The organism is Streptomyces sp. NBC_01235 (assembly GCF_035989285.1).
Lineage (GTDB): Bacteria > Actinomycetota > Actinomycetes > Streptomycetales > Streptomycetaceae > Streptomyces.
On record NZ_CP108513.1, the window covers coordinates 1435934 to 1456068 of the forward strand.

The 20135-nt window shown below is 73.3% G+C and carries 8 protein-coding genes and 1 pseudogene; 2 read left to right on the top strand and 7 right to left on the bottom strand.

From position 1 onward, the window contains the following. Nucleotides 1–336: 336 nt before the first annotated feature. Nucleotides 337–1782, bottom strand: coding sequence for a cytochrome P450 (locus OG289_RS06380; protein WP_327313016.1), 1446 nt, complete (start codon nt 1780–1782; stop codon nt 337–339). Between the two features lie 311 nt (nt 1783–2093). On the opposite strand from OG289_RS06380, the gene OG289_RS06385 reads away from it, so the two are divergent. Both OG289_RS06385 and OG289_RS06390 read left to right on the top strand, forming a co-directional pair. Then, entirely contained in the window at nt 2094–2879 is a 786-nt protein-coding gene (locus tag OG289_RS06385) for a VC0807 family protein (RefSeq protein WP_327313017.1), read from the top strand. An 80-nt stretch (nt 2880–2959) separates the two neighbouring features. Further along, entirely contained in the window at nt 2960–3946 is a 987-nt protein-coding gene (locus tag OG289_RS06390; RefSeq protein ID WP_327313018.1) for an aldo/keto reductase, read from the top strand. Between the two features lie 116 nt (nt 3947–4062). Here the strand turns inward: OG289_RS06390 and OG289_RS06395 are convergent, their stop codons facing one another. From OG289_RS06395 to OG289_RS06420, 6 genes and pseudogenes are all read right to left on the bottom strand, one after another. Further along, entirely contained in the window at nt 4063–5268 is a 1206-nt protein-coding gene (locus OG289_RS06395) for an NAD(P)/FAD-dependent oxidoreductase (protein ID WP_327313019.1), read from the bottom strand. Further along, entirely contained in the window at nt 5265–6293 is a 1029-nt protein-coding gene (rfbB, locus tag OG289_RS06400; protein WP_327313020.1) for a dTDP-glucose 4,6-dehydratase, read from the bottom strand. The genes OG289_RS06395 and rfbB overlap by 4 nt, the downstream gene beginning before the upstream one ends. Further along, complete coding sequence (locus tag OG289_RS06405) at nt 6290–7357, bottom strand: glucose-1-phosphate thymidylyltransferase (protein ID WP_327313021.1); 1068 nt, start codon at nt 7355–7357, stop codon at nt 6290–6292. The genes rfbB and OG289_RS06405 overlap by 4 nt, the downstream gene beginning before the upstream one ends. A 43-nt stretch (nt 7358–7400) precedes the next feature. Further along, a complete protein-coding gene (locus tag OG289_RS06410) occupies nt 7401–7595 on the bottom strand; it encodes a ferredoxin (RefSeq protein ID WP_327313022.1) in 195 nt (64 codons plus the stop codon). A gap of 64 nt (nt 7596–7659) precedes the next feature. Next, on the bottom strand, nt 7660–8910 hold the full coding sequence (locus tag OG289_RS06415) for an activator-dependent family glycosyltransferase (protein WP_327313023.1): 1251 nt from the start codon (nt 8908–8910) through the stop codon (nt 7660–7662). Further along, nucleotides 8907–19832, bottom strand: a pseudogene (locus OG289_RS06420) (type I polyketide synthase); the annotation flags it as partial. The pseudogene OG289_RS06420 and the gene OG289_RS06415, both read right to left, overlap by 4 nt. Nucleotides 19833–20135 lie beyond the last annotated feature (303 nt).

Below are 20135 nucleotides of genomic sequence, written 5' to 3' on the forward strand. Positions count from 1 at the left end.
CGAGATACGGGCCGTTTCCCCCGGTAGGCGTTCAGGCCCCCGAATTGCGTCCCCTTCCCGAATGTTCTCGGGCCCCTGAAGGGATTTCGACGCGTTTTCCCGTGCGTGTGCGTCTTCTGGCAACACGGCCACTGCCTCCGCCCTACGGATCCGGCTCAACTTCCGGCCGCGGATTCCGGCCGGATCCGACTCCCGCGCGACCTGCGAGACGATCGATGATTGCGATGCGATCGATGGTTCCGGTGTTCGTCATACTGGTGGCTGCCGGGGGATCAGTCCCGTGGGCAGCTCTCGATCTAGGGAGACTTCTACTTCTTCGGCCCTGGTCAGCGGCCTTCAGCGCCTGCGGTGGGCGATCATCTCGAGGCCGCCGCGGGGTTGCAGGGTGATGTCGCTCGCGACCCGGACGCGACCCTTGTCGACCGGCTCGAACTCCCAGTGGCGGCTGAGGGTCGCCAGTGCCATGACGCCTTCCATCTGAGCGAAGACGTTGCCGATGCACTGCCGGGGTCCGGCGCCGAAGGGGAGGTACGCCAGCCGGGGGCGGCCCGCGGCCTTGGCGTGGCCCGCCAGCGGGTCGGACGGGTCGGCCTCGGCCAGGAACCGCTGGGGGGCGAACCGCTCCGGCTCGGGCCACCAGGCGGGATCGCGGTGCAGGACGTAGGGGCTGCAGATGACCACGCTGTTGCGGGGGATGTGGAACCCGTTGGCCGTGTAGTCCTCCAGGGAACGCCGGACGAGGTTCCAGGCCGGCGGGTACAGGCGCAGCGCCTCGGAGTACACGGCGTCCGCGTACTTCAGGTCGGGGAGGTCCTCGACGGTGGGCAGGCGGTCACCGAGGACCTCGTCGACTTCGGCGTGCAGCCGCTCGCGGGTCTCGGGGTTGGTGCCGAGCAGGTGGTACGCCCAGGTCAGGGCTCCCGAGGAGGTCTCGTGACCGGCCATCAGCAGGGTGACGGCCTCGTCGCGCACCTCCAGATCGGTGAGGTGCTCGCCGGTGTCGGCGTCGGTGACGGTCAGGAGTACGGACAGCAGGTCCGCGCCGTCCCCGGACCCCTGGCGCCGTTCCTCGATCATGGCGTAGACGATGTCGTCGATGTTCTTCAGGCCGCGCTTCAGCTGGCGGTTCGCGGGCAGCGGGAGCCGCAGCAGGATCTTGCCGAAGGGGCTCAGCTCCCAGCGCAGTGGGCCGCCTTCGCGGGGGAAGGCGGTGCGGATGCTCTCGGCGGCCTCGCTTTCGAGGGAGACGTCGAAGAGGGTGCGGGTGACCATGCCGAGCGCGAGTTCGTACATGGACTCGTGGAAGTTGAACTTCTCGCCGTCGGTGAACCCGGCGGAGGCCTCGTCCGCGATGGCGGCGAAGGCGGAGCCGTATCCGGCGATGCGCTTGCGGTGGAAGACGGGCTGGATGAGCCGTCGCTGCCTGCGGTGGTAGGTGCCGACGCTGGTCACCAGGCCCTTGCCCAGGACATTGCGGCCCAGGATGGTCTCCAGGTTGGCCCCCCAGTCGTCGGGACCGGGGCCGGTCTTCTTGGTGTCCTTGTCGAAGCGGCGGCTGGAGGCGACGATGACGTCCTGGACGACGTCGAAGTCACTGAGGAGGAAGACCTCGTCCTTTCCCATCGGAATGCGGACGACCGGGCCGTGCTTGTCGCGCAGCCGGGACATGTAGCCCGGGATGTTGCGGATGACCTCGCGCATCTCCTTCAGCCCCAAGGAGTCCGGGGTGGGTATGGACTCGGTCGGCGCAGCCGACTCGGGTGTCGTTTGAACGTCGGTCACGGATGTCTCCTGGTCTGCGGAGGCTGACAGGGCTCGGTGCGCCGGGGCGACTGTGCGCGGATCGGATTCCTGCGGCCGCGGCGAAAAGGGACATATGCCCGGGTGGACCTGGCGCCCGACGCTAGCACCGAGGAGGCGGGGGGCCGCGAAGTGCCGCCGAGTTCTAGGGAATTCCAAAGTGTTGACGCGCTGCGGTCGTCGGTGGCGGGCCCATGACCGGGGCCGCCCGTACTCTGTGCGTGTGCCGGACGGCCTCGGTATGGGGGCGGCCCGGTACGCGTTCCGTACCGCCCCCATCGGACGGAGAACTTATGACCAGCGGCGGAAGCACCTTTCCGGAACAGTCCCCGAACAGCGCCGCCCCCGGGCCGGCCGGCGGCCGGGACGCCGCCCACGGCTCGTCCCGCACCGGTTCCGGGCCTCCCCTGCTGCTGACGGTCCTGGTGGACCTCGGCGTCCCGATCGGCCTGTACTACGGGCTGACGGCGGCGGGGGTGAGCGATGTGCTCGCGCTGACCGCCGGGGCCGTGGTGCCCGGGGCGGCGACGCTGGTGCGCTTCGCCAGGACGCGACGCGTGGATGTGCTCGGCGTGTTCGTGACGACGATGCTGGTGCTCAGCATCGTCGTGTCGCTGGTCGGGGGGAGCGCGCGGCTGCTGCTGGTGCGTGACGGCTGGCTGACGGCGGTGGCCGGGCTCGGCTTCCTGGTGTCCCTGCGCGGCAGGCGCCCGCTCGCGTTCGGTTTCTCCCGCAAACTGCTGGAGCGGCGTGCCTCCGGGGGCCGGGACTGGGACGAACTGTGGGACGAGGTGCCCGGCTTCCGGCGGATCTGGCGGGTCACCACGGTGATCTGGGGCATCGGACTGCTGGTGGACTCCGGGATCCGGACGCTGATGGCGTACACGCTGCCGGTGCATGTGGTGCCCGCGCTCAACGGCGCCCAGTACGGCGTCTTCACGCTGCTGATGCTGGTGATCGTCAACGTCTACCACGCACGCGCCGGTCTGTGGCCCATCCTGTCGCCGCAGCCCGACACCCCCACGGCCGGCGGCCAGGACACCGGCTCCGGCCGTCGTTCCGGCCACGAGAGCCGCTGACCCGACTCCCCTGCCGGCGGCCCGCGGCGGCGTGATGCCGTGTCGTGCGGCCTTCCACCCACTGTCACGAGGATGTCCACGTGTTGCACACTCAGCTGGGCCGGACCGGTCTGCGCGTCAGCAGACTGGCCCTCGGCACCGTGAACTTCGGTGGCCGGGTGGAGGAGCCCGAGGCGCACCGTCTGATGGATCACGCCCTTGCCGGGGGCATCAACTTCGTCGACACGGCCAACACCTACGGCTGGCGCGTGTACAAGGGCCACACGGAGGAGGTCATCGGCAGATGGCTGGCCAAGAGCCCCTCCCGGCGTGACGAGGTGGTCGTCGCCACCAAGGTCGGCGACCCGATGGGCGACGGCCTCAACGCCCATGGTCTGTCCGCGCGCAACATCGTCTCCGCCTGCGAGGCGTCGCTGCGGCGGCTCGGCACGGACTGGATCGACCTCTACCAGATGCACCACATCGACCGGTCCGTGGGCTGGGACGAGGTGTGGCAGGCGATGGACCTCCTGGTCGCCCAGGGCAAGGTGCGCTACGTCGGCTCGTCCAACTTCGCCGGCTGGGACATCGCGTCCGCCCAGGAGGCGGCCGGGCGGCGGAACACCCTCGGCCTGGTGTCAGAGCAGTGCGTCTACAACCTCGTCACCCGGCACGCCGAGCTGGAGGTCATCCCCGCGGCGCGGGCGTACGGCCTGGGCGTGCTGGTGTGGTCCCCGCTGCACGGCGGTCTGCTCAGCGGTGTCCTGCGCAAGCTGCGGGCGAACGACGCCGTGAAGTCGGCGCAGGGCCGGGCCGCGGACGCCCTCGACCGGTACCGCGACACCATCGAGGCCTACGAGAAGCTCTGCGCCGAGCACGGTCTCGATCCCGCGGAGGCGGGACTTGCCTGGACGCTGTCGCGCCCCGGGGTGACGGCCTCGGTGATCGGTCCGCGGACGGAGCAACACGTCACGAGTGCCCTCGCCGCGCTGCGCTCCCCGCTGCCGGAGCCCTTCGTGGCACGGCTCGAGGAGCTCTTCCCGCCCATCGGTCACGGCGGCCCGGCCCCCGACGCGTGGCTCTCCTGACCGGCCCGACCGGCTCCCGGCGGCGAACGGCCCGTCCCCTCACCGCTGTTGCTGGGGACGGGCCGTGGTGCGTCGCGGGCCCGAGGGCGGGTCCCCACCCTCTCAGGGCAATACAGCTAGCCCGCCGGGGCCGTTGCGGACAGGCCCGTCCACCGGGCTTCGCTCTCCACCAGGAAACGGAGCTGCTGGACGGAGCGCGGCAGGTTGACGGCGACCGCGCCGCGGACGTGGTCCCCGACGCAGTGGACCGCGGTGAACTTCCGTTCGGCGGGGCTGCCTTCGACGACGTGGCACCGGTCGGTCCCGGCCACCTCCCCGAACACCTGGATCTTCAGATCGTGCTGATCGGTCCAGAAGTAGGGCAACGGTGACACGGGCCGGGCTCCGCTGCCGGCGAGCAGGTTGCGGGCGACGGCGACCGCCTGTTCGGTGGCCTGTGTACGGTGCTCCCACCGCCTGCGCCGCCCTGTACGGGCGTCGGGCCGGTTCGCGATGTCGCCCGCGGCCCACACACCGGGTCCGGCCGCGCCCAGGCCGTCGCAGACGACGCCGTCCCCGGTGGGGATCCCGCTGCCCGCCAGCCACTCGGTGTTGGTGAGCGAACCCGCCGCGACCAGCACCACGTCCGCCGGCAGGCGGGTGCCGTCGGCCAGCAGGACTGCGGTGACCGCGCCGGCCGCGCCCAGGACCTCGGTCACCCGCCCCCGCCGGAAGCGCAGCCCGAGATCGCGGTGGACGGCCGCGACCAGTCCGGCCGCCTGCGGCCCCAGCAGGTCGAGCAGGGGCACGGGTTCGGTGCCGACCAGCGTGACGTCGGCGCCCAGGCCGCGGGCGGCGACGGCCGCCTCCGTGCCGAGCAGACCGGCCCCGGCCACCACCAGCCGCCGTCCTTCGCCGAGGGCCTCCCGCAGGGCGAGGGCGTCGTCGAGGGTGCGCAGGACGTGGAGGCCGGTGAGTGCGTCGGCGCCGGGCAGGGTCCGGGGCCGTACGCCGGTCGCGACGACGACGGCGTCGGCGTGCAGGCGGCTGCCGTCGGCGAGTTCGACCACGCGGCCGACCCGGTCCAGCCGGGTGGCGGCGGTACCCAGGCGCAGGTCGATGCCGGCGCGGTCGTAGGCCTCGGGTCCGCGCAGGCGGATGCGGTCCGGCTCCCACCGGCCGGAGAGGATCTGCTTGGACAGGGGCGGCCGGTCGTACGGCGGATGGGGCTCGGCGCCGACGACGGTGAGGCGGCCCTCGTAGCCCTGTCGTCTGAGGGTCTCGGCGGTGGTGGCGCCGGCGGCGCCCGCGCCGACGACGACGATCTCGTCCAGTCTGGTCAACGGGTGCCCCCCGCACTCTGCTTCAGCGGCTCCCACCAGGCCCGGTTCTCCCGGTACCAGGCGACGGTCTCGGCCAGGCCGGCGGCGAAGTCCTTGCGTGGCCGGTAACCGAGTTCGTCACGGATCTTGGACCAGTCGACGCAGTAACGGCGGTCGTGGCCCTTGCGGTCCGTGACGTACTCGACGCGGTCGGGTCCGGCGCCGCACGCGTCGAGGAGGAGGTCGGTCAGGCGCCGGTTGGTCAGCTCGGTCCCGCCGCCGATGTTGTAGACCTCACCGGGGCGGCCGCCGGTGCGGACCAGTTCGATGCCCTGCACATGGTCGTCGATGTGCAGCCAGTCGCGCACGTTGCCGCCGTCTCCGTACAGCGGCACCTTGTGGCCGTCGAGGAGGTTGGTGACGAACAGCGGGATCACCTTCTCCGGGTACTGGTGGTGGCCGTAGTTGTTGGAGCACCGGGTCACCCGCACGTCCAGGCCGTGGGTGCGGTGATGGGCGAGGGCCAGCAGGTCGGAGGAGGCCTTGGAGGCAGAGTAGGGGGAGTTGGGCAGCAGCGGGCTCCGCTCCGTCCAGGCCCCGGTGTCGATGGAGCCGTACACCTCGTCGGTGGAGACGTGCACGAAGGTGGAGATGCCGTGGCGCAGGGCCGCGTCGAGCAGGGTCTGGGTGCCCAGGACGTTGGTGCGGACGAACTCGGCGGGACTGAGGATCGAGCGGTCCACGTGGGACTCGGCGGCGAAGTGCACCACCTGGTCGTGGCGGGCCATGAGGTCGTCGACGAGTTCCGGGTCGCAGATGTCGCCCTTGACGAAGGAGAACGCGGGGTGGTCGTGCACCGGGTCCAGGTTGGCCGGGTTGCCGGCGTAGGTGAGCTTGTCCAGGACGGTGACGGTGACGCCGGCCGGACCGCCGGGTCCGAGCAGGGTCCGGACGTGGTGGGAGCCGATGAAGCCGGCGCCGCCGGTCACCAGGATCCGGACGGCACCCGGGCCGGCTGCGCGCGGGGCGGTGTTCGGGCCGGTCATGAGGAGATCTGCACCCGCCCGTGGTCGCCTATCACCAGACGGTGGGTGGCGGGCACGCGCGGGCCCAGGGAGACCCGTACGTTGCGCCCGACGAGGGAGCCCTCGACCCGGCGGATGCTGTCGAACCGGGACTCCCGCAGGATGATCGAGAACTCGATCTCGCTGTCGCGGATGACGCAGTCCTCGGCGATGGATGTCGACGGGCCGATGTAGGAGTTCTCGACCACGGTGCCGGGGCCGATGATCGCGGGTCCCACGATGCGGGAGCCGCGGACGACGGCGCCGGCGTCGATGCGCACCCGGCCGACGATCTCGCTGGACTCGTCGACGTCCCCGTCGACGCGGTACTCCAGCAGGTCCAGGAGTCTGCGGTTGACGTCGAGGATGTCCGTGGCGTTTCCGGTGTCCTTCCAGTAGCCGGTGATCACGGTGGTGCGCACGTCGTGGTCCCGTTCCAGCAGCCACTGGACGGCGTCGGTGATCTCCAGCTCGCCGCGCGGGGAGGGGCGGATGGCGCGCACCGCCTCGTGGATCGCGGGGCCGAAGAGGTACACGCCGACCAGCGCGAGGTCGCTGCGGGGCTGCTCGGGTTTCTCCTCCAGGCGCACCAGGCGCCCGACGTCGTCGAGTTCGGCGACGCCGAAGGCGGACGGGTCGGGCACCCGGGTGAGCAGGAGCTGGGCGTCCGGGCGCTCCTTGCGGAACTCGTCCACGGAGTCGGTGATGCCGCCGAAGACGAAGTTGTCGCCGAGGAACATCACGAAGTCGTCGTCGCCGAGGAAGTCCCGAGCGATGAGCACGGCGTGGGACAGGCCCAGCGGGGCTTCCTGCCGCAGGTAGGTGACGTCGAGTCCGAAGTCGGAGCCGTCGCCGACGGCCTGCCGGATCTCGTTCTCGGTGTCGCCGACGACGATCGCGACCTCGGTGATCCCGGCGTCCGCGATCGCTTCCAGGCCGTAGAAGAGGATGGGCTTGTTGGCGACCGGCACCAACTGCTTGGCGGATGTGTGGGTGATCGGCCGCAGCCGGGTGCCCGCACCGCCCGAGAGCACGAGAGCCTTCACGGTTCCATCCCGTCTGAATGGTGTCGTGGGTGAGGGGGGGCCGTCAGGACTGCAGCTCGATCGCGCCCGAGGGGCAGATCAGCTCCGCCTCGGTCACGGCGGCGTGCAGGTCCTGCGACGGTTCGGGCTGGAGCAGTTCCACCAGGCCGTCCTCACGGTTCTGCTCGAAGACGGCGGCGGCGGCCAGCACGCACTGACCGGCTCCGACACAGCGCTCGCGGTCCACGTTGATCTTCACGGTGTTGTTCCTGTTCCTGTGGTCGGGATGGTCTTCACTGGGGTGGCCGCGGCCGGCGAGGTGTTCAGCGCACTTCCGCCAGGCGCTCCAGGTCGGCCACCAGGTCGTGCGGCCTCGGCATCGCCTCGGACTCGGCGCGCAGCCGCCGGGCCGCCTCACGGGCCTCCGGCTCGCCGATGAGCCGCCGCACCCCGTCGCGGACCTTCTCCACGGTGGCGTCGCCGTGGCGCAGGTACACGCCCGCTCCCGCGCGCTCGAGCGCCCCGCCACGCTGCTCGTGGTCGGCGATCAGGGTGGAGAGCATCATCTGGGGCACTCCGGTGACCATGGCGGTGGCGAAGGTGCCGTAGCCGCCGTGGTGGATGAGGGCCGAGCAGCTCGGCAGGAGCGTGCTCAGGGCGACCGAGTGGACGGCCCGGGCGTTGTCGGGAACGGTGCCGAGCTCCTCCAGCTGGGCGGGCAGCAGGGCGGCCACCACCTCCACGTCCTCGTCGGCGAGGGCCTCGAGGATCTGCGGTATGGAGACGTAGTCGCCGCCGTAGTCCTCGGTGTTGGAGGTGCCGAGGCTGAGGCAGACCCGAGGCCGCTTGGGCGCCTCCCGCAGCCAGTCCCACACCACCGCACGGCCGTTGTACGGGACGTACCGCATCGGCAGTTCGGGGGACGCGGACGGGATCGACAGGGACGGGGGCAGGGTGCTGATGGTGGCCTGGCCGTGCAGCAGCTCCTCGTCGCAGGAGAACCCGAAGGGCTCCGACCTCGCGGCCATCCAGTCGGCGAGCGGGTCGACCCGTTCCGCCTCGGGCTGCTCCCGCATCAGCTCCAGGTACGTCTGCCGGGTACGGCCCCACACGTCGGAGCACCACATCAGGCGGGCGTGGGCGGCTCCGCTGATCCGGGCGGCGAGGGCACCGGCGTACGCCAGCGGGTCCCGGATCACCAGGTCGGGCCGCCAGCCCTGGGCGAACGCGGCCAGGTCGTCGATCATGGGATCGTTGTAGGGGGCGAACGCGTACGGGACGCTCAGTGCGAAGCGCTCCTTCAGTTCCGCCCAGTCGACCCGGTCGCGTTCGCAGCGGCTCCAGTTCGCGGTCGCGTAGTCCTGCGACTCCCGGTAGGCGGACATGTCCCGGTGGACACCGTGGTCGGTGCCGACGGGAACGGCGGTGAGCCCGGCGCGGGTGATGGTCTCGACAGCGAGGGGATAGCTGGCCACCCGGACGTCGTGGCCGGCCGCGCTGAGCGCCCACGCCAGCGGAACCATCAGATACACATGGGATTTCTCGGACAGGCTGACGAACAGGACCCGCATCATGCTCCCTCGGTCGGTCGGGCCGGTTCGCGGCCCGCGGTGTGTGATGGCAGTGCCGTGGCGATCCAGCCGGCGAGGGCGCCCGCCGTGGTGGCGGCGTGGGACTCCATCATCGTGAAGTGGTTGCCGGGTACCTCCACGACGCTGTCGGCGCCGTCCCAGGAGCTCTGCCACTCCCCCGGCGCGAGCGGCGCCTGTCCGGCCACGGTGACGGGCGGTTCGGCGGGCCGCACCAGCAGCACGGGCGCGGACAGCTCGCCCGGGTCCCACTCGCCGATCATCCGGATGTACCAGCTCATGGCCGAGAGCCGGTCGGTGTCCATGTGCGCGAACATCGACTCCCGGTCGAACATCCCGCCCAGCATCTCGGCCGAGAAACGGGTGAACGGCGAGTCGGCGCGCGGCATGTAGGTGTCGAGCAGGGCCACGCCCAGCGGCGGATGCCCCGACCGTTCCAGACGGCGGGCGGTGGCGAGGGCCAGGATGCCGCCGGACGACGACCCGGTCAGCACGAACGGCCTGCCGTCCGCGCACCGCAGCACCCACTCGGCCTGTGTCGCGGCCACCACGTCCAGCGTGGCGGGCAGCGGCTCGCCGCGCCCGAAGCCGGGCGTGGGAAGCGCCCACACGTCCTGCCGGCCGCGGAACGCGGAGGCGAACCGCGCGTACTGGTGGACACCGGCCAGCGCCACGTACGAGCTGAAGCAGATCAGCGCGGGGCCGTCGTCGCCGGCGGCCAGCCGCAGCCCGGCGGACGGGCCGGTCAGGCCGGAGGGGGACTCGAATACCGGCCGCAGTTCGGCGACCGCCTGCAGCAGGGCGAAGCCGTCGTCGATACGGCCCTGTTCGCAGGCGGTGCGGAACAGTGCGCCCACGGTGTCCTCCGGGCGGGCGGTGCGCCGGGCCGTCTCGTCGCCGCTCCGGGCCGCGGACGGGTCGTCCGGCCCGGCGGAGGCCGCTCCCGCGAACCGTTCGGCCAGTTCGGCGGCGAGCGCGTACGGGGTGTCGAGATCGAAGACGAGGGTCGGAGGCAGCCGGAAGCCTGTCAGGGACCCGAGCCGGTTGCGCAGTTCGACGGCGGTCAGCGAGTCGAAGCCGAGTTCCGCGAAGTGCCGGTCGGGCAGCACCTCGTCCGTCGAGTCGTGCCCGAGGACGGCAGCGACCTGGTCGCGGACCGTGTCCAGCAGCACGGCGAGCCGCTGCGGGCCGGAGAGACCCGCGAGCCGTCCGGACAGCGACCGTCCGCCGTCCGCCGGCGCGCCCGAGGCCGCGGCGCGCCGCGCCACCGTACGGGACACGTCCGCCGGGGACTGCCTCGCGACGGCGACCACGGCCGCGTCGGGAGCGGTGACGGCGGCGTCGAAGAGGGCGAGGCCGGCTTCGGCGGTCAGCGGCACCATGCCGTTCCTGGCCATCCGCTCCCGGTCGGCGGCGCCGAGCCCCGCGGTCATACCGCTCTCGGCCGCCCACAGTCCCCAGGCGATCGAGATGGCGGGCAGTCCGTGCGCCCGCCGGTGCAGGGCGAGTCCGTCGAGGAAGGCGTTGGCCGCGGCGTAGGCGCCCTGTCCCGCGGCGCCGAAGGTGCCCGCCGCGGAGGAGAACACCACGAACGCGGACAGGTCCCGGCCCTGCGTCAACCGGTGCAGGTGCCAGGCCGCGTCGGCCTTGGGCCGCAGGACCGCGTCGGCCTGGGCGTCGGTCAGCGAGGTCAGGGTCGCGTCCTCGACGACACCGGCGACGTGCACGACGGCGGTCAACGGGTGCTCGTCGGGTACGCGGGCGAGCAACTCCTCGAGCCGGTCGGGGTCGGCGACGTCGCAGGCGACGAATGTCGTTTCGGCGCCCTGCGCGGCCAGCTCGGCGGCCAGGGCGTCGGCCCCCGGCGCGTCCGCTCCCCGCCGGGACGCCAGCAGCAGCCGGCGCGCTCCGTGCGCGGTGACCAGGTGCCGTGCCACCAGAGGGCCGAGGGCTCCGGTGGCGCCGGTGACGAGGACCGTGCCTCCGGACGCGAAGGGGGCCACCGGCGCTGTGTCGTCGTCGGGGGCCGGAACCGGTGCGGTGAGGTGGGGCACCAGCAGTGCGCCGTCCCGCACGGCGGCCTCCGGGAGGGCGGCGGCGATCGCGGCCGCGACGGTGCCGGGTGAGCCGTCGTCGTCCGCCACGGTGGACCTTGCGAGGTCGAGGAGCCGCACGCGGTCGGGGTGCTCCTGCTGGGCGGACCGGACGAGCCCCCACAGCGCGGCGGCGGCGAGGTCGCCGACATCCTCCGCCTCGGCGATGGCGAGGGCCCCGCGGGTGACCAGGACCAGACGCGAGTCGGCGAACCGGTCGTCGCCGACCCAGTGCCGGACGAGGCCGACGGCCGTGGCCAGCAGTGCTCGCGTGGCCTCGGGGGCGGGCCCGGCGGAGGCGGGGCACGCGGTGAGGACGACCTTGGGCGCGGCGGTGCCGGTGTCGACGGCCGCCGCGAGCGAGACGAGGTCTGCGTAGCACTCCAGGTGCACGCCGGCCGCGTCCAGTGTTTCGGCGAGGCCGCCGTCGCCCTGCCCGATCAACGCCCAGCGCACGGTCTCGGGGGCAGGGGCGGCGGGCTGCGGGTCGGCGTGCCGCCAGCGCTGCACCAGCAGGGGCGGCGCGGCGGGAGCCGTCCGTCCCTCGGAGGCGTCGCCGAGCCGGCCGGGGGCGATCGGGCGCAGCAGCAGTCCGTCCGCCGTGGCCACTGGTAGGCCGTCAGGGTCGGCGACGAACACCGTGTACTCGTCCGGGCGGCCGGTGGGTGCCAGATGGACGCGCAGCGCGCTCGCTCCGGTCGCGTGGAGGGAGAAGCCGCTCCAGGCGAACGGCAGGGTCGCCGCCGCCTCCTGGTCGCCGGACGCGTCCAGTGCCCTGACGAGCAGGGTCTGCACGGCGGCGTCCAACAGCGCCGGGTGCAGCCCGTAGCGTGCCGCCTCGGCCCGGTGGGACTCCGGCAGCGCCACCTCGGCGAACAGGTCCCGCTCCCGCCGCCACACGCGGCCGAGCCCCTGGAACGCCGGCCCGTAGTCGAACCCCGCGGCGGCGAACGGCTCGTACCAGTCGCCCTCCCCCGCCGGGTCCGGTACGACCGGGACGGCATCCGGCGGCGGCCAGGAACCGGCGTCCTGCGGCACCGGCCCGGGTTCCTCGGCGAGCAGCCCCTGAGCGTGGCGGGTCCACGGCTGGTCGCCGGCCGCGTCGGCGGCCCTGGAGTGCACGCTGAACGGGCGTCGGCCGTTGGAGTCCTCCCCGCCGAGGGCGAGTTGGAGGTGTACGGCGCCACGCTCGGGCAGCACCAGCGGGGTCTCCAGGGTCAGCTCGGCGACCTGGCCGAGGCCGACCTGGTCACCGGCGTGCACGGCCAGTTCGAGGTAGGCGGTGGCGGGCAGGATGGCACGGCCCAGGACACAGTGGTCGGCGAGCCATCTGTGGGTGCGGGCCGACAGCCGCCCGCTGAGGACGAGCCCGCCGGTGTCGGCGACCCGGACGGCGGCCGACAGCAGCGGGTGACCGGCGCGCTCCAGCCCGGCGGCGGTGACATCACCGGTGTGGTCGGCGGCGGCGTCCAGCCAGTAGCGACGCCGCTGAAAGGCGTAGGTCGGTAGCAGCACCGGTGCTGTGACAGGTAGTTGAACCGACCAGTCGACGTGAGCTCCGTGGGTGAACAGGGTGGCGAGAGCGGCGAGGAGCGAGGTGGCCTCGGGCCGGTCCTTGCGCAGCACCGGCACGAGCACCGTGGCCCCGGTGTCGTCGAGGGACGCCTGGGCGAGGGCGGTGAGGGTGCCGTCCGGGCCGAGCTCGACACAGCGGCCGACACCCTGCCCGGCGAGGGCGCGCACCGCGTCGGCGAAACGCACCGGCCGGCGCACATGACTGACCCAGTAGTCCGCCGACATCAGCTCATCGGCGGTGGCCGCCTCGCCGGTCACCGTCGAGACCAGAGGCAGCTTCGGCCGCTCGTACGACAGACTCTCCGCGACCTTGCGGAAGTCGGCGAGCATGGGCTCCATCAGCGGCGAGTGGAACGCGTGGCTGACCCGCAGCGGCGTGACCTTGCGGCCCTGGACGCGGAAGCCCTCCGCGATCTCCTCGACCGCAACCGCCGAACCCGAAATCACCACCGCCCGGGGGCCGTTGACCGCCGCGATGCCCACCTCGTCACCGAGGAGAGGCAGGATCTCCTCCTCGGTGGCCTGGAGCGCCACCATCGCACCACCCGACGGCAGGACCTGCATCAGCCGGCCCCGCGCCACCACCAGACGGCACGCGTCCGACAACGACCACACCCCCGCGACGTGCGCGGCGGCGATCTCACCGATGGAGTGCCCGGCGAGCACGTCGGGGCGCAGGCCCCAGGACTCCAGCAGCCGGAACAACGCCACTTCCAGCGCGAACAGCGCGGGCTGGGTGAACTCCGTCCGGTTCAGACGGCCGGCGTCCTCACCGAACACCACCTCCCGCAGATCGAAGGGCAGCTCCGCGTCCACGGCATCGAAGGCCTCGGCGAAGACGGGGTAGGTGTCGTACAACTCCCGGCCCATGCCCAGGCGCTGGGAGCCTTGCCCGGCGAGCAGGAACGCCGTGCGCGCATCACGTCGTACCGTCCCCGTCGCCGCGTTGAGCACTTCTTCGCCGGAAGCGACCGCCTCCAGTCCCCGCAGCAACTCGGCGCGCCCGGAGCCCCAGACGACCGCGCGGTGCTCGAACAGCGACCGCGACCGCACCAGAGCACCGCCGACCTCGGCGACACCCAGCGCCTCGTCACCCGCCACGAACTCCGCCAGGCGCCCGGCCTGGGCCCGCAACGCCGCGCCCGTACGGCCCGACACCACCCACGGCACCACACCACCACCGACAACCGGCTCCGGTTGCGGTTGCTGCTCCGGCTCGGGCTCCGCCATGACAGGCGGCTCCTCCAGCACCACATGCGCGTTCGTGCCGCTGAGCCCGAACGACGACACGCCCGCACGACGCGCCCGCCCTTCCCTGCGCGGCCAGTCGGCGCTGTCGGCGAGGAGTTCCACCGCACCGGCCGACCAGTCCACGTGCGACGACGGCTCGTCCACATGCAGGGTCCGCGGCAGCACACCGTGCCGCAACGCCAGCACCATCTTGATCACACCCGCCACACCCGCGGCGGCCTGCGTGTGACCGATGTTCGACTTCACCGACCCCAGCAGCAGCGGCCGTTCACGGTCCTGCCCGTAAGCCGCCAGAATCGCCTGCGCCTCGATCGGATCACCCAGCGCCGTACCCGTACCGTGCGCCTCCACCGCGTCCACATCGGAAGGCCGCAACCCGGCACCCGCCAGCGCCTGCCGGATCACCCGCTGCTGCGAAGGACCGTTCGGCGCCGTCAGACCATTGGAGGCACCGTCCTGGTTGACCGCCGAACCCGCGACCACCGCCAGGACCGGCCGCCCGGCCGCACGCGCATCCGACAGCCGCTCCACCAGCACCAGACCAGCACCCTCGGAGAACCCGGCCCCGTCCGCGGCGCCCGAGAACGCCTTGCACCGGCCGTCCGCCGCCAGCCCCCGCTGCCGGCTGAAATCCAGGAACAGACCCGGCGTCGACATCACCGTCACACCACCGGCCAGCGCCAGATCACACTCCCCCGCCCGCAACGCCTGCACCGCCAGATGCAGCGCCACCAGCGCCGAGGAACACGCCGTGTCCACCGTCACCGCAGGCCCTTCCAGACCGAGCGTGAAAGACACCCGGCCGGACATCACGCTGGCGGTGTTGCCCGTGCCGAGGTGGCCCGCGACCTCCTCGGCCGTGGCGGGGTCGAGGGGGCGGGAGGCGTAGTCCTGGTAGTTGGTGCCGGCGAAGACACCCGTGCGCGAGCCGCGCAGAGTGGTCGGGTCGATCCCGGCCCGCTCGAACGCCTCCCACGCCAACTCCAGCAGCAACCGCTGCTGCGGATCCATCGCCAGCGCCTCACGCGGCGAGATCCCGAAGAAGTTGGGGTCGAACTCGGCGACGTGGTGGAGGAATCCGCCGCCGCGGGTGCTGGCGCGGCCGGGGACGCCGGGCTCGGGGTCGTAGAGGGCGTCGAGGTCCCAGCCGCGGTCGTCGGGCCATGCGGTGATGGCGTCGGTGCCGTCGGCGAGCAGGCGCCAGTAGTCCTCGGGGGTGTCGGCCCCGCCGGGGAAGCGGCAGCTCATCGCGGTGATGACGATCGGGTCGTCGGCGGTGGCGCGCGGCGGCGGAGGCGCGGCGTCCGGAGTGTGCCGAGCGGCCGGGCCGAGGGCGGCGCGGAGGTGTTCGGCGAGGGCGGCCGGGTTGGGGTAGTCGAAGACGAGGGTGGCGGGCAGGGGGCGGCCGACGGCGGCGCTGAGGGCATTGCGGAGTTCCACCGCCGTGAGCGAGTCGAAGCCGAGTTCGCGGAAGGAGCGGGTCGGCTCGACGTCCTGCGGGCCGGCGTGGTTGAGGACGACGGCGGCGTGGGCGCGGACGAGTTCCTCGAAGGCGGCCCGCTGTTGCGGTTCGGCGAGTGCGGCGAGTCGCCGCATGAGGTCGCCGGTGTCGGTGGGGTCGCCGTCGGCGCTGTGCCGGGGGTCGTGGTCGGGGCCACGCCGGGTGGTGAGGGCGCGCCGGGCGTCGGGCAGGTCGTCGAGGAAGGGCCGGGGCCGGGCGGTGGTGTAGGCGTGGGCGAACAGGTCCCAGTCGATGTCGGTCACGGCGAGGGTGGTGTCGTCGTGGTCGAGGGCCTGTTGCAGGGCCCCGAGCGCGAGGTCGGGGTTCATGGGGCGTACGCCGTGCCGCCGCAGACGTTCGCCGACGGAGCCCTCGGCCATGCCGCCGTCGGCCCAGGGCCCCCAGGCGATGGCGGTGGCGGGCAGGCCGCGGGAGCGGCGCTGCTGGGCGAGGGCGTCGAGGAGGGCGTTGCCGGGGGCGTAGTTGGCGTGGCCGGGGGCACCGATCGTCCCGGCCGTCGACGAGAAGAGGACGAACGCGGAGAGGTCGAGCCCGGTGGTGAGGGCGTCGAGGTTGCGGGCGCCGCCGACCTTGACCCGCAGGACCTCGGCCAGCTGGTCGGGGGTGAGGGTGGTGATGACGCCGTCCCGCAGGACGGCGGCGGTGTGGAAGACCGCGGTGAGCGGTCGTTCGGCGGGGACGGTGGCCAGCAGGGCGGCGAGCTGGTCGCGGTCGGCGATGTCGCAGGCGGCGATGTCGACGTGTCCGGCGCCGAGTCCGGTGAGTTCGGTGCGGAGTGCGGCGGCGCCGGGGGCGTCCGCGCCGGTGCGGCTGACCAGGAGGAGGCCGGGGGCGCCCTGGCGGGCGAGTCTGCGGGCGACCTGGCGGCCGAGGGCGCCGGTGCCGCCGGTGACGAGGACGGTGCCGGTGGGTGTCCAGTCCCGGGCGCCGCCCAGGCCGCCTGTCGCCGCGCGGTGGAGGCGGCGGGCGAGGAGGCCGGTGTCGCGGACGGCGAGCTGGTCCTCCCGGCCGACGCCGGCAAGGGCGGCGGTGAGCCGTTCGGCGGTGGTGTGGTCGAGGGTGGCGGGCAGGTCGAGGAGGCCGCCCCAGCGCTGTGGCTGTTCGAGGGCGACGACGCGGCCGAAGCCCCAGACGAGGGCCTGCTCCGGGGCGACGACGGTCTCGGTCGCGCCGGTGGCGACGGCGCCTCGGGTGGCGAACCAGACGGGTGCCTCCTGGCCGAGGTCGTCGAGGGCCTGGACGAGGGAGACGGTGGCGGCGAAGCCGCGGGGCAGGCCGGGCAGGCCGTCGTACTCCTCCTCGTCGAGGGCGAGCAGTGACAGGACGGCCTGCGGCCGGTCGGGTCCGGTGGCGCGCAGGGCTTGCGCGATGCGGTCGCGGTCGTCGTGCGGGGCGACCGGGACGGTGACCGGTTCGGCGCCCGCGCGGGCGAGGGCGTCGACGACGGCGGCGCCGAGGGCGTGGCGGGGGTGGTCCGGGTCCTGGTGAGCGGCGGGCAGGGCGACGAGCCAGTGGCCGCTCAGGACGGGTGCCGGGGCGGCGGGCAGGGGCTTCCAGGTGACGCGGTACCGCCAGGCGTCCACCGTGGCGTTCTCCCGGCTGCGTCTGCGGTAGTCGCTCAGGGCGGGCAGGACGGTGGAGAGGGTGTCCTGGTCGAGGTGGAGGGCGGCGGCCAGCGGGGCGGTCTCACCGTTCTCGACGGACTCCCAGAAGCGGGAGTCGAGGTCCGTGCCGGTCGCCGTCGCGGGTGGGGTGAGCTGGGCGGGCGTGGGCCAGTAGGTGCGGCGTCGGAAGGCGTAGGTGGGCAGGTCGACGCGGGTGGCGGGGCCGGCGGGGGCCGTGCAGTCGGCGGGGGCGGCGCCGCGGACACTCAGCTCGGACAGGGAGGTGAGGAAGCGGCGGGGTCCGCCTTCGCCGCGGCGGAGCGTGCCGGTGACGACGGTGCCGGTGCGGCCCTCCTCGTCGAGGGTGTCGCGGACGGCGGCGGTGAGCACGGGGTGCGGGCTGGACTCGACGAAGGCGCGGAAGTCCTGTGCGGCGAGGGCCCGTACGGCGTCGGCGAAGCGGACGGTATGCCGCAGGTTGTCGTACCAGTAGGTGGCGCCGAGGTGCTCGGTGTCGAGCCAGTCGCAGGTGACGGTGGAGAAGAACGGCACGTCGGCGGCGCGGGGCCGGACGGCGGCCAGGTCGGTGAGGAGCCGGTCGTGGATCTGCTCGACCTGGGCGGAGTGGGAGGCGTAGTCGACGGGGATCTGCCGTGCCTGGGCGCCGGCGGCGGTGAGGTCGGCGACCAGGTCGCGTACGGCGTCGGCGTCGCCCGAGACGACCACGGAGGCGGGTCCGTTGACGGCGGCGACCGACACCCGGCCCGCCCAGGGTGCCAGCCGTTCCCGGACGTCGGTGACCGGCAGCAGCACCGAAGCCATGCCGCCGTGTCCGGCGAGGGCGGTGATGGCCTTGCTGCGCAGGACGACCACGCGGGCCGCGTCGTCCAGGGTGAGGGCCCCGGCGACGCAGGCGGCGGCGATCTCGCCCTGGCTGTGTCCGACGACGGCGTCGGGGTGGACCCCGCGGGACTGCCAGAGGCGGGCCAGCGACACCATGGTCACGAACAGCAGGGGCTGGACGACGTCCACGCGGTCGAGGGTGGGGGCGTCGTCGGCGCCGCGCAGCACGGCTTCGACGGACCAGTCCACGCAGCGCTCGACGGCGGTCGCGCAGTCGGTGAGGTGGGCACGGAACTCCGGGTCGGTGTCGAGGAGTTCGGTGGCCATGCCTGGCCATTGGGGGCCCTGACCGGGGAAGACGAAGACGGTGCGGCCGTCCACGTCGGCCACGCCCTGGACGAGACCGGCCGCCGGGGAGCCCGCCGCCAGGGACTCCAGGCCGCGCAGCAGTTCGGGGCGGTCGTCGGCGAGGAGCACCGCGCGGTGTTCGAACGCGGAACGGGTGGCCGCGAGCGACCAGGCGAGGTCGCGCGGGGCCACTGTCTCGTCGGCGCGCAGCCGAGCGTGCAGGGCGGCGGCTTGGGCCCGCAGCGCGGTGGCGCTGCGTCCGGAGACGACGTACGGCAGTGTGGTGCGCGACGGGGCGGGGGACTCCCCGGCGGGCGCGGCCGGTCCGGGGGTGGGCTGTTCGAGGATGATGTGGGCGTTGGTGCCGCTGACGCCGAAGGAAGAGACGCCGGCCAGGCGGGGCCGGTCGGCGGCGGGCCAGGGGCGGGCCTCGGTGAGGAGTTCGACGCGGCCCGCCGTCCAGTCGACGTGGGTGGTGGGCCGGTCGACGTGGAGGGTGCGGGGCAGCAGGCCGTGCCGCATGGCCAGGACCGTCTTGATGACGCCGGCGACCCCGGCGGCGGCCTGGGTGTGGCCGATGTTGGACTTGACCGACCCGAGCCACAGGGGCTGTTCGCGGTCCTGGCCGTAGGTGGCGAGCAGGGCCTGCGCCTCGATCGGGTCGCCCAGTTTCGTGCCGGTGCCGTGCGCCTCGACCGCGTCGACATCGGCGGTGGACAGCTGCGCATCGGCGAGTGCCTGCCAGATGACGCGCTGCTGGGAGGGGCCGTTGGGGGCGGTCAGGCCGTTGGAGGCACCGTCCTGGTTGACGGCGCTGCCCCGGACCACGGCGAGCACCGGGTGCCCGAGGCGGCGGGCGTCGGCCAGCCGCTCCACCAGCAGCATGCCGGCGCCCTCGGCCCAGCCGGTGCCGTCGGCGGCCTCGGCGAACGCCTTGCAGCGGCCGTCGGGGGCGAGGCCCCGCTGCCGGCTGAACTCCAGGAAGAGGCCGGGTGTCGACAGCACGGTGACACCGCCGGCGAGCGCCAGGTCGCACTCCCCCGACCGCAGCGCCCGTACGGCGAGGTGCAGGGCGACCAGGGAGGAGGAGCAGGCGGTGTCGACGGTGACGGCGGGGCCCTCCAGGCCGAGGGTGTAGGAGATGCGGCCGGAGACCACGCTGGCGGCGTTGCCGGTGCCGACGTGTCCTTCCAGGCTCTCCCGGGAGGCCAGCAGCAGCGCCGGGTAGTCCTGGCCGTTGGTGCCGGCGAAGACGCCGGTGCGGGAGCCGCGCAGGGTCGTGGGGTCGATGCCGGCCCGTTCGAACGCCTCCCAGGAGATCTCCAGGAGCAGCCGCTGCTGGGGGTCCATGGCCATCGCCTCGCGCGGCGAGATGCCGAAGAAGGAGGCGTCGAAGTCGCCGGCTGCGGCGAGGGCGCCGCCGGAGGTGCTGTACGTCTTTCCGGGGCGGCCGGGTTCGGGGTCGTAGTGGTCGGCGAGGTTCCAGCCGCGGTCGGTGGGCCACTCGGTCACGGCGTCGCCGTCGGAGGCGAGCAGCCGCCACAGGTCCTCGGGCGAGTCGGCGCCGCCGGGGAAGCGGCAGCTCATCGCGACGATGGCGACCGGTTCGCGGGAGGCGGACTCCGCCTCCCGCAGTCGCCTGCGGGTCTCGTGCAGGTCTCCGGTGACCTTCTTGAGGTAGCTGAGGAGCTTTTCCTGCTCGTTCACGCGTACTCCCCCACCTGGAAGGTCGTGTCGGTCGTGGCGGTGGCCAAGGTCGTGGTGCCGGTCATGAGATGCCCAGGTCGTTGTCGATGAGGGCGAAGATCTCCTCGGCGCCGGCGGAGTCGATCCGGTCCTGGAGGGCGCCGCCGTCGTCGTCCGTCCGCTCGGCCGACGGTTCGCCCTGGCCGTTCCAGCGGGAGGCGAGCGCCAGCAGGCGAGAGGCGATCCGGCCGCGCCGGGTGTCGTCCTCGGCGAGCCCGGCGAGCGCGG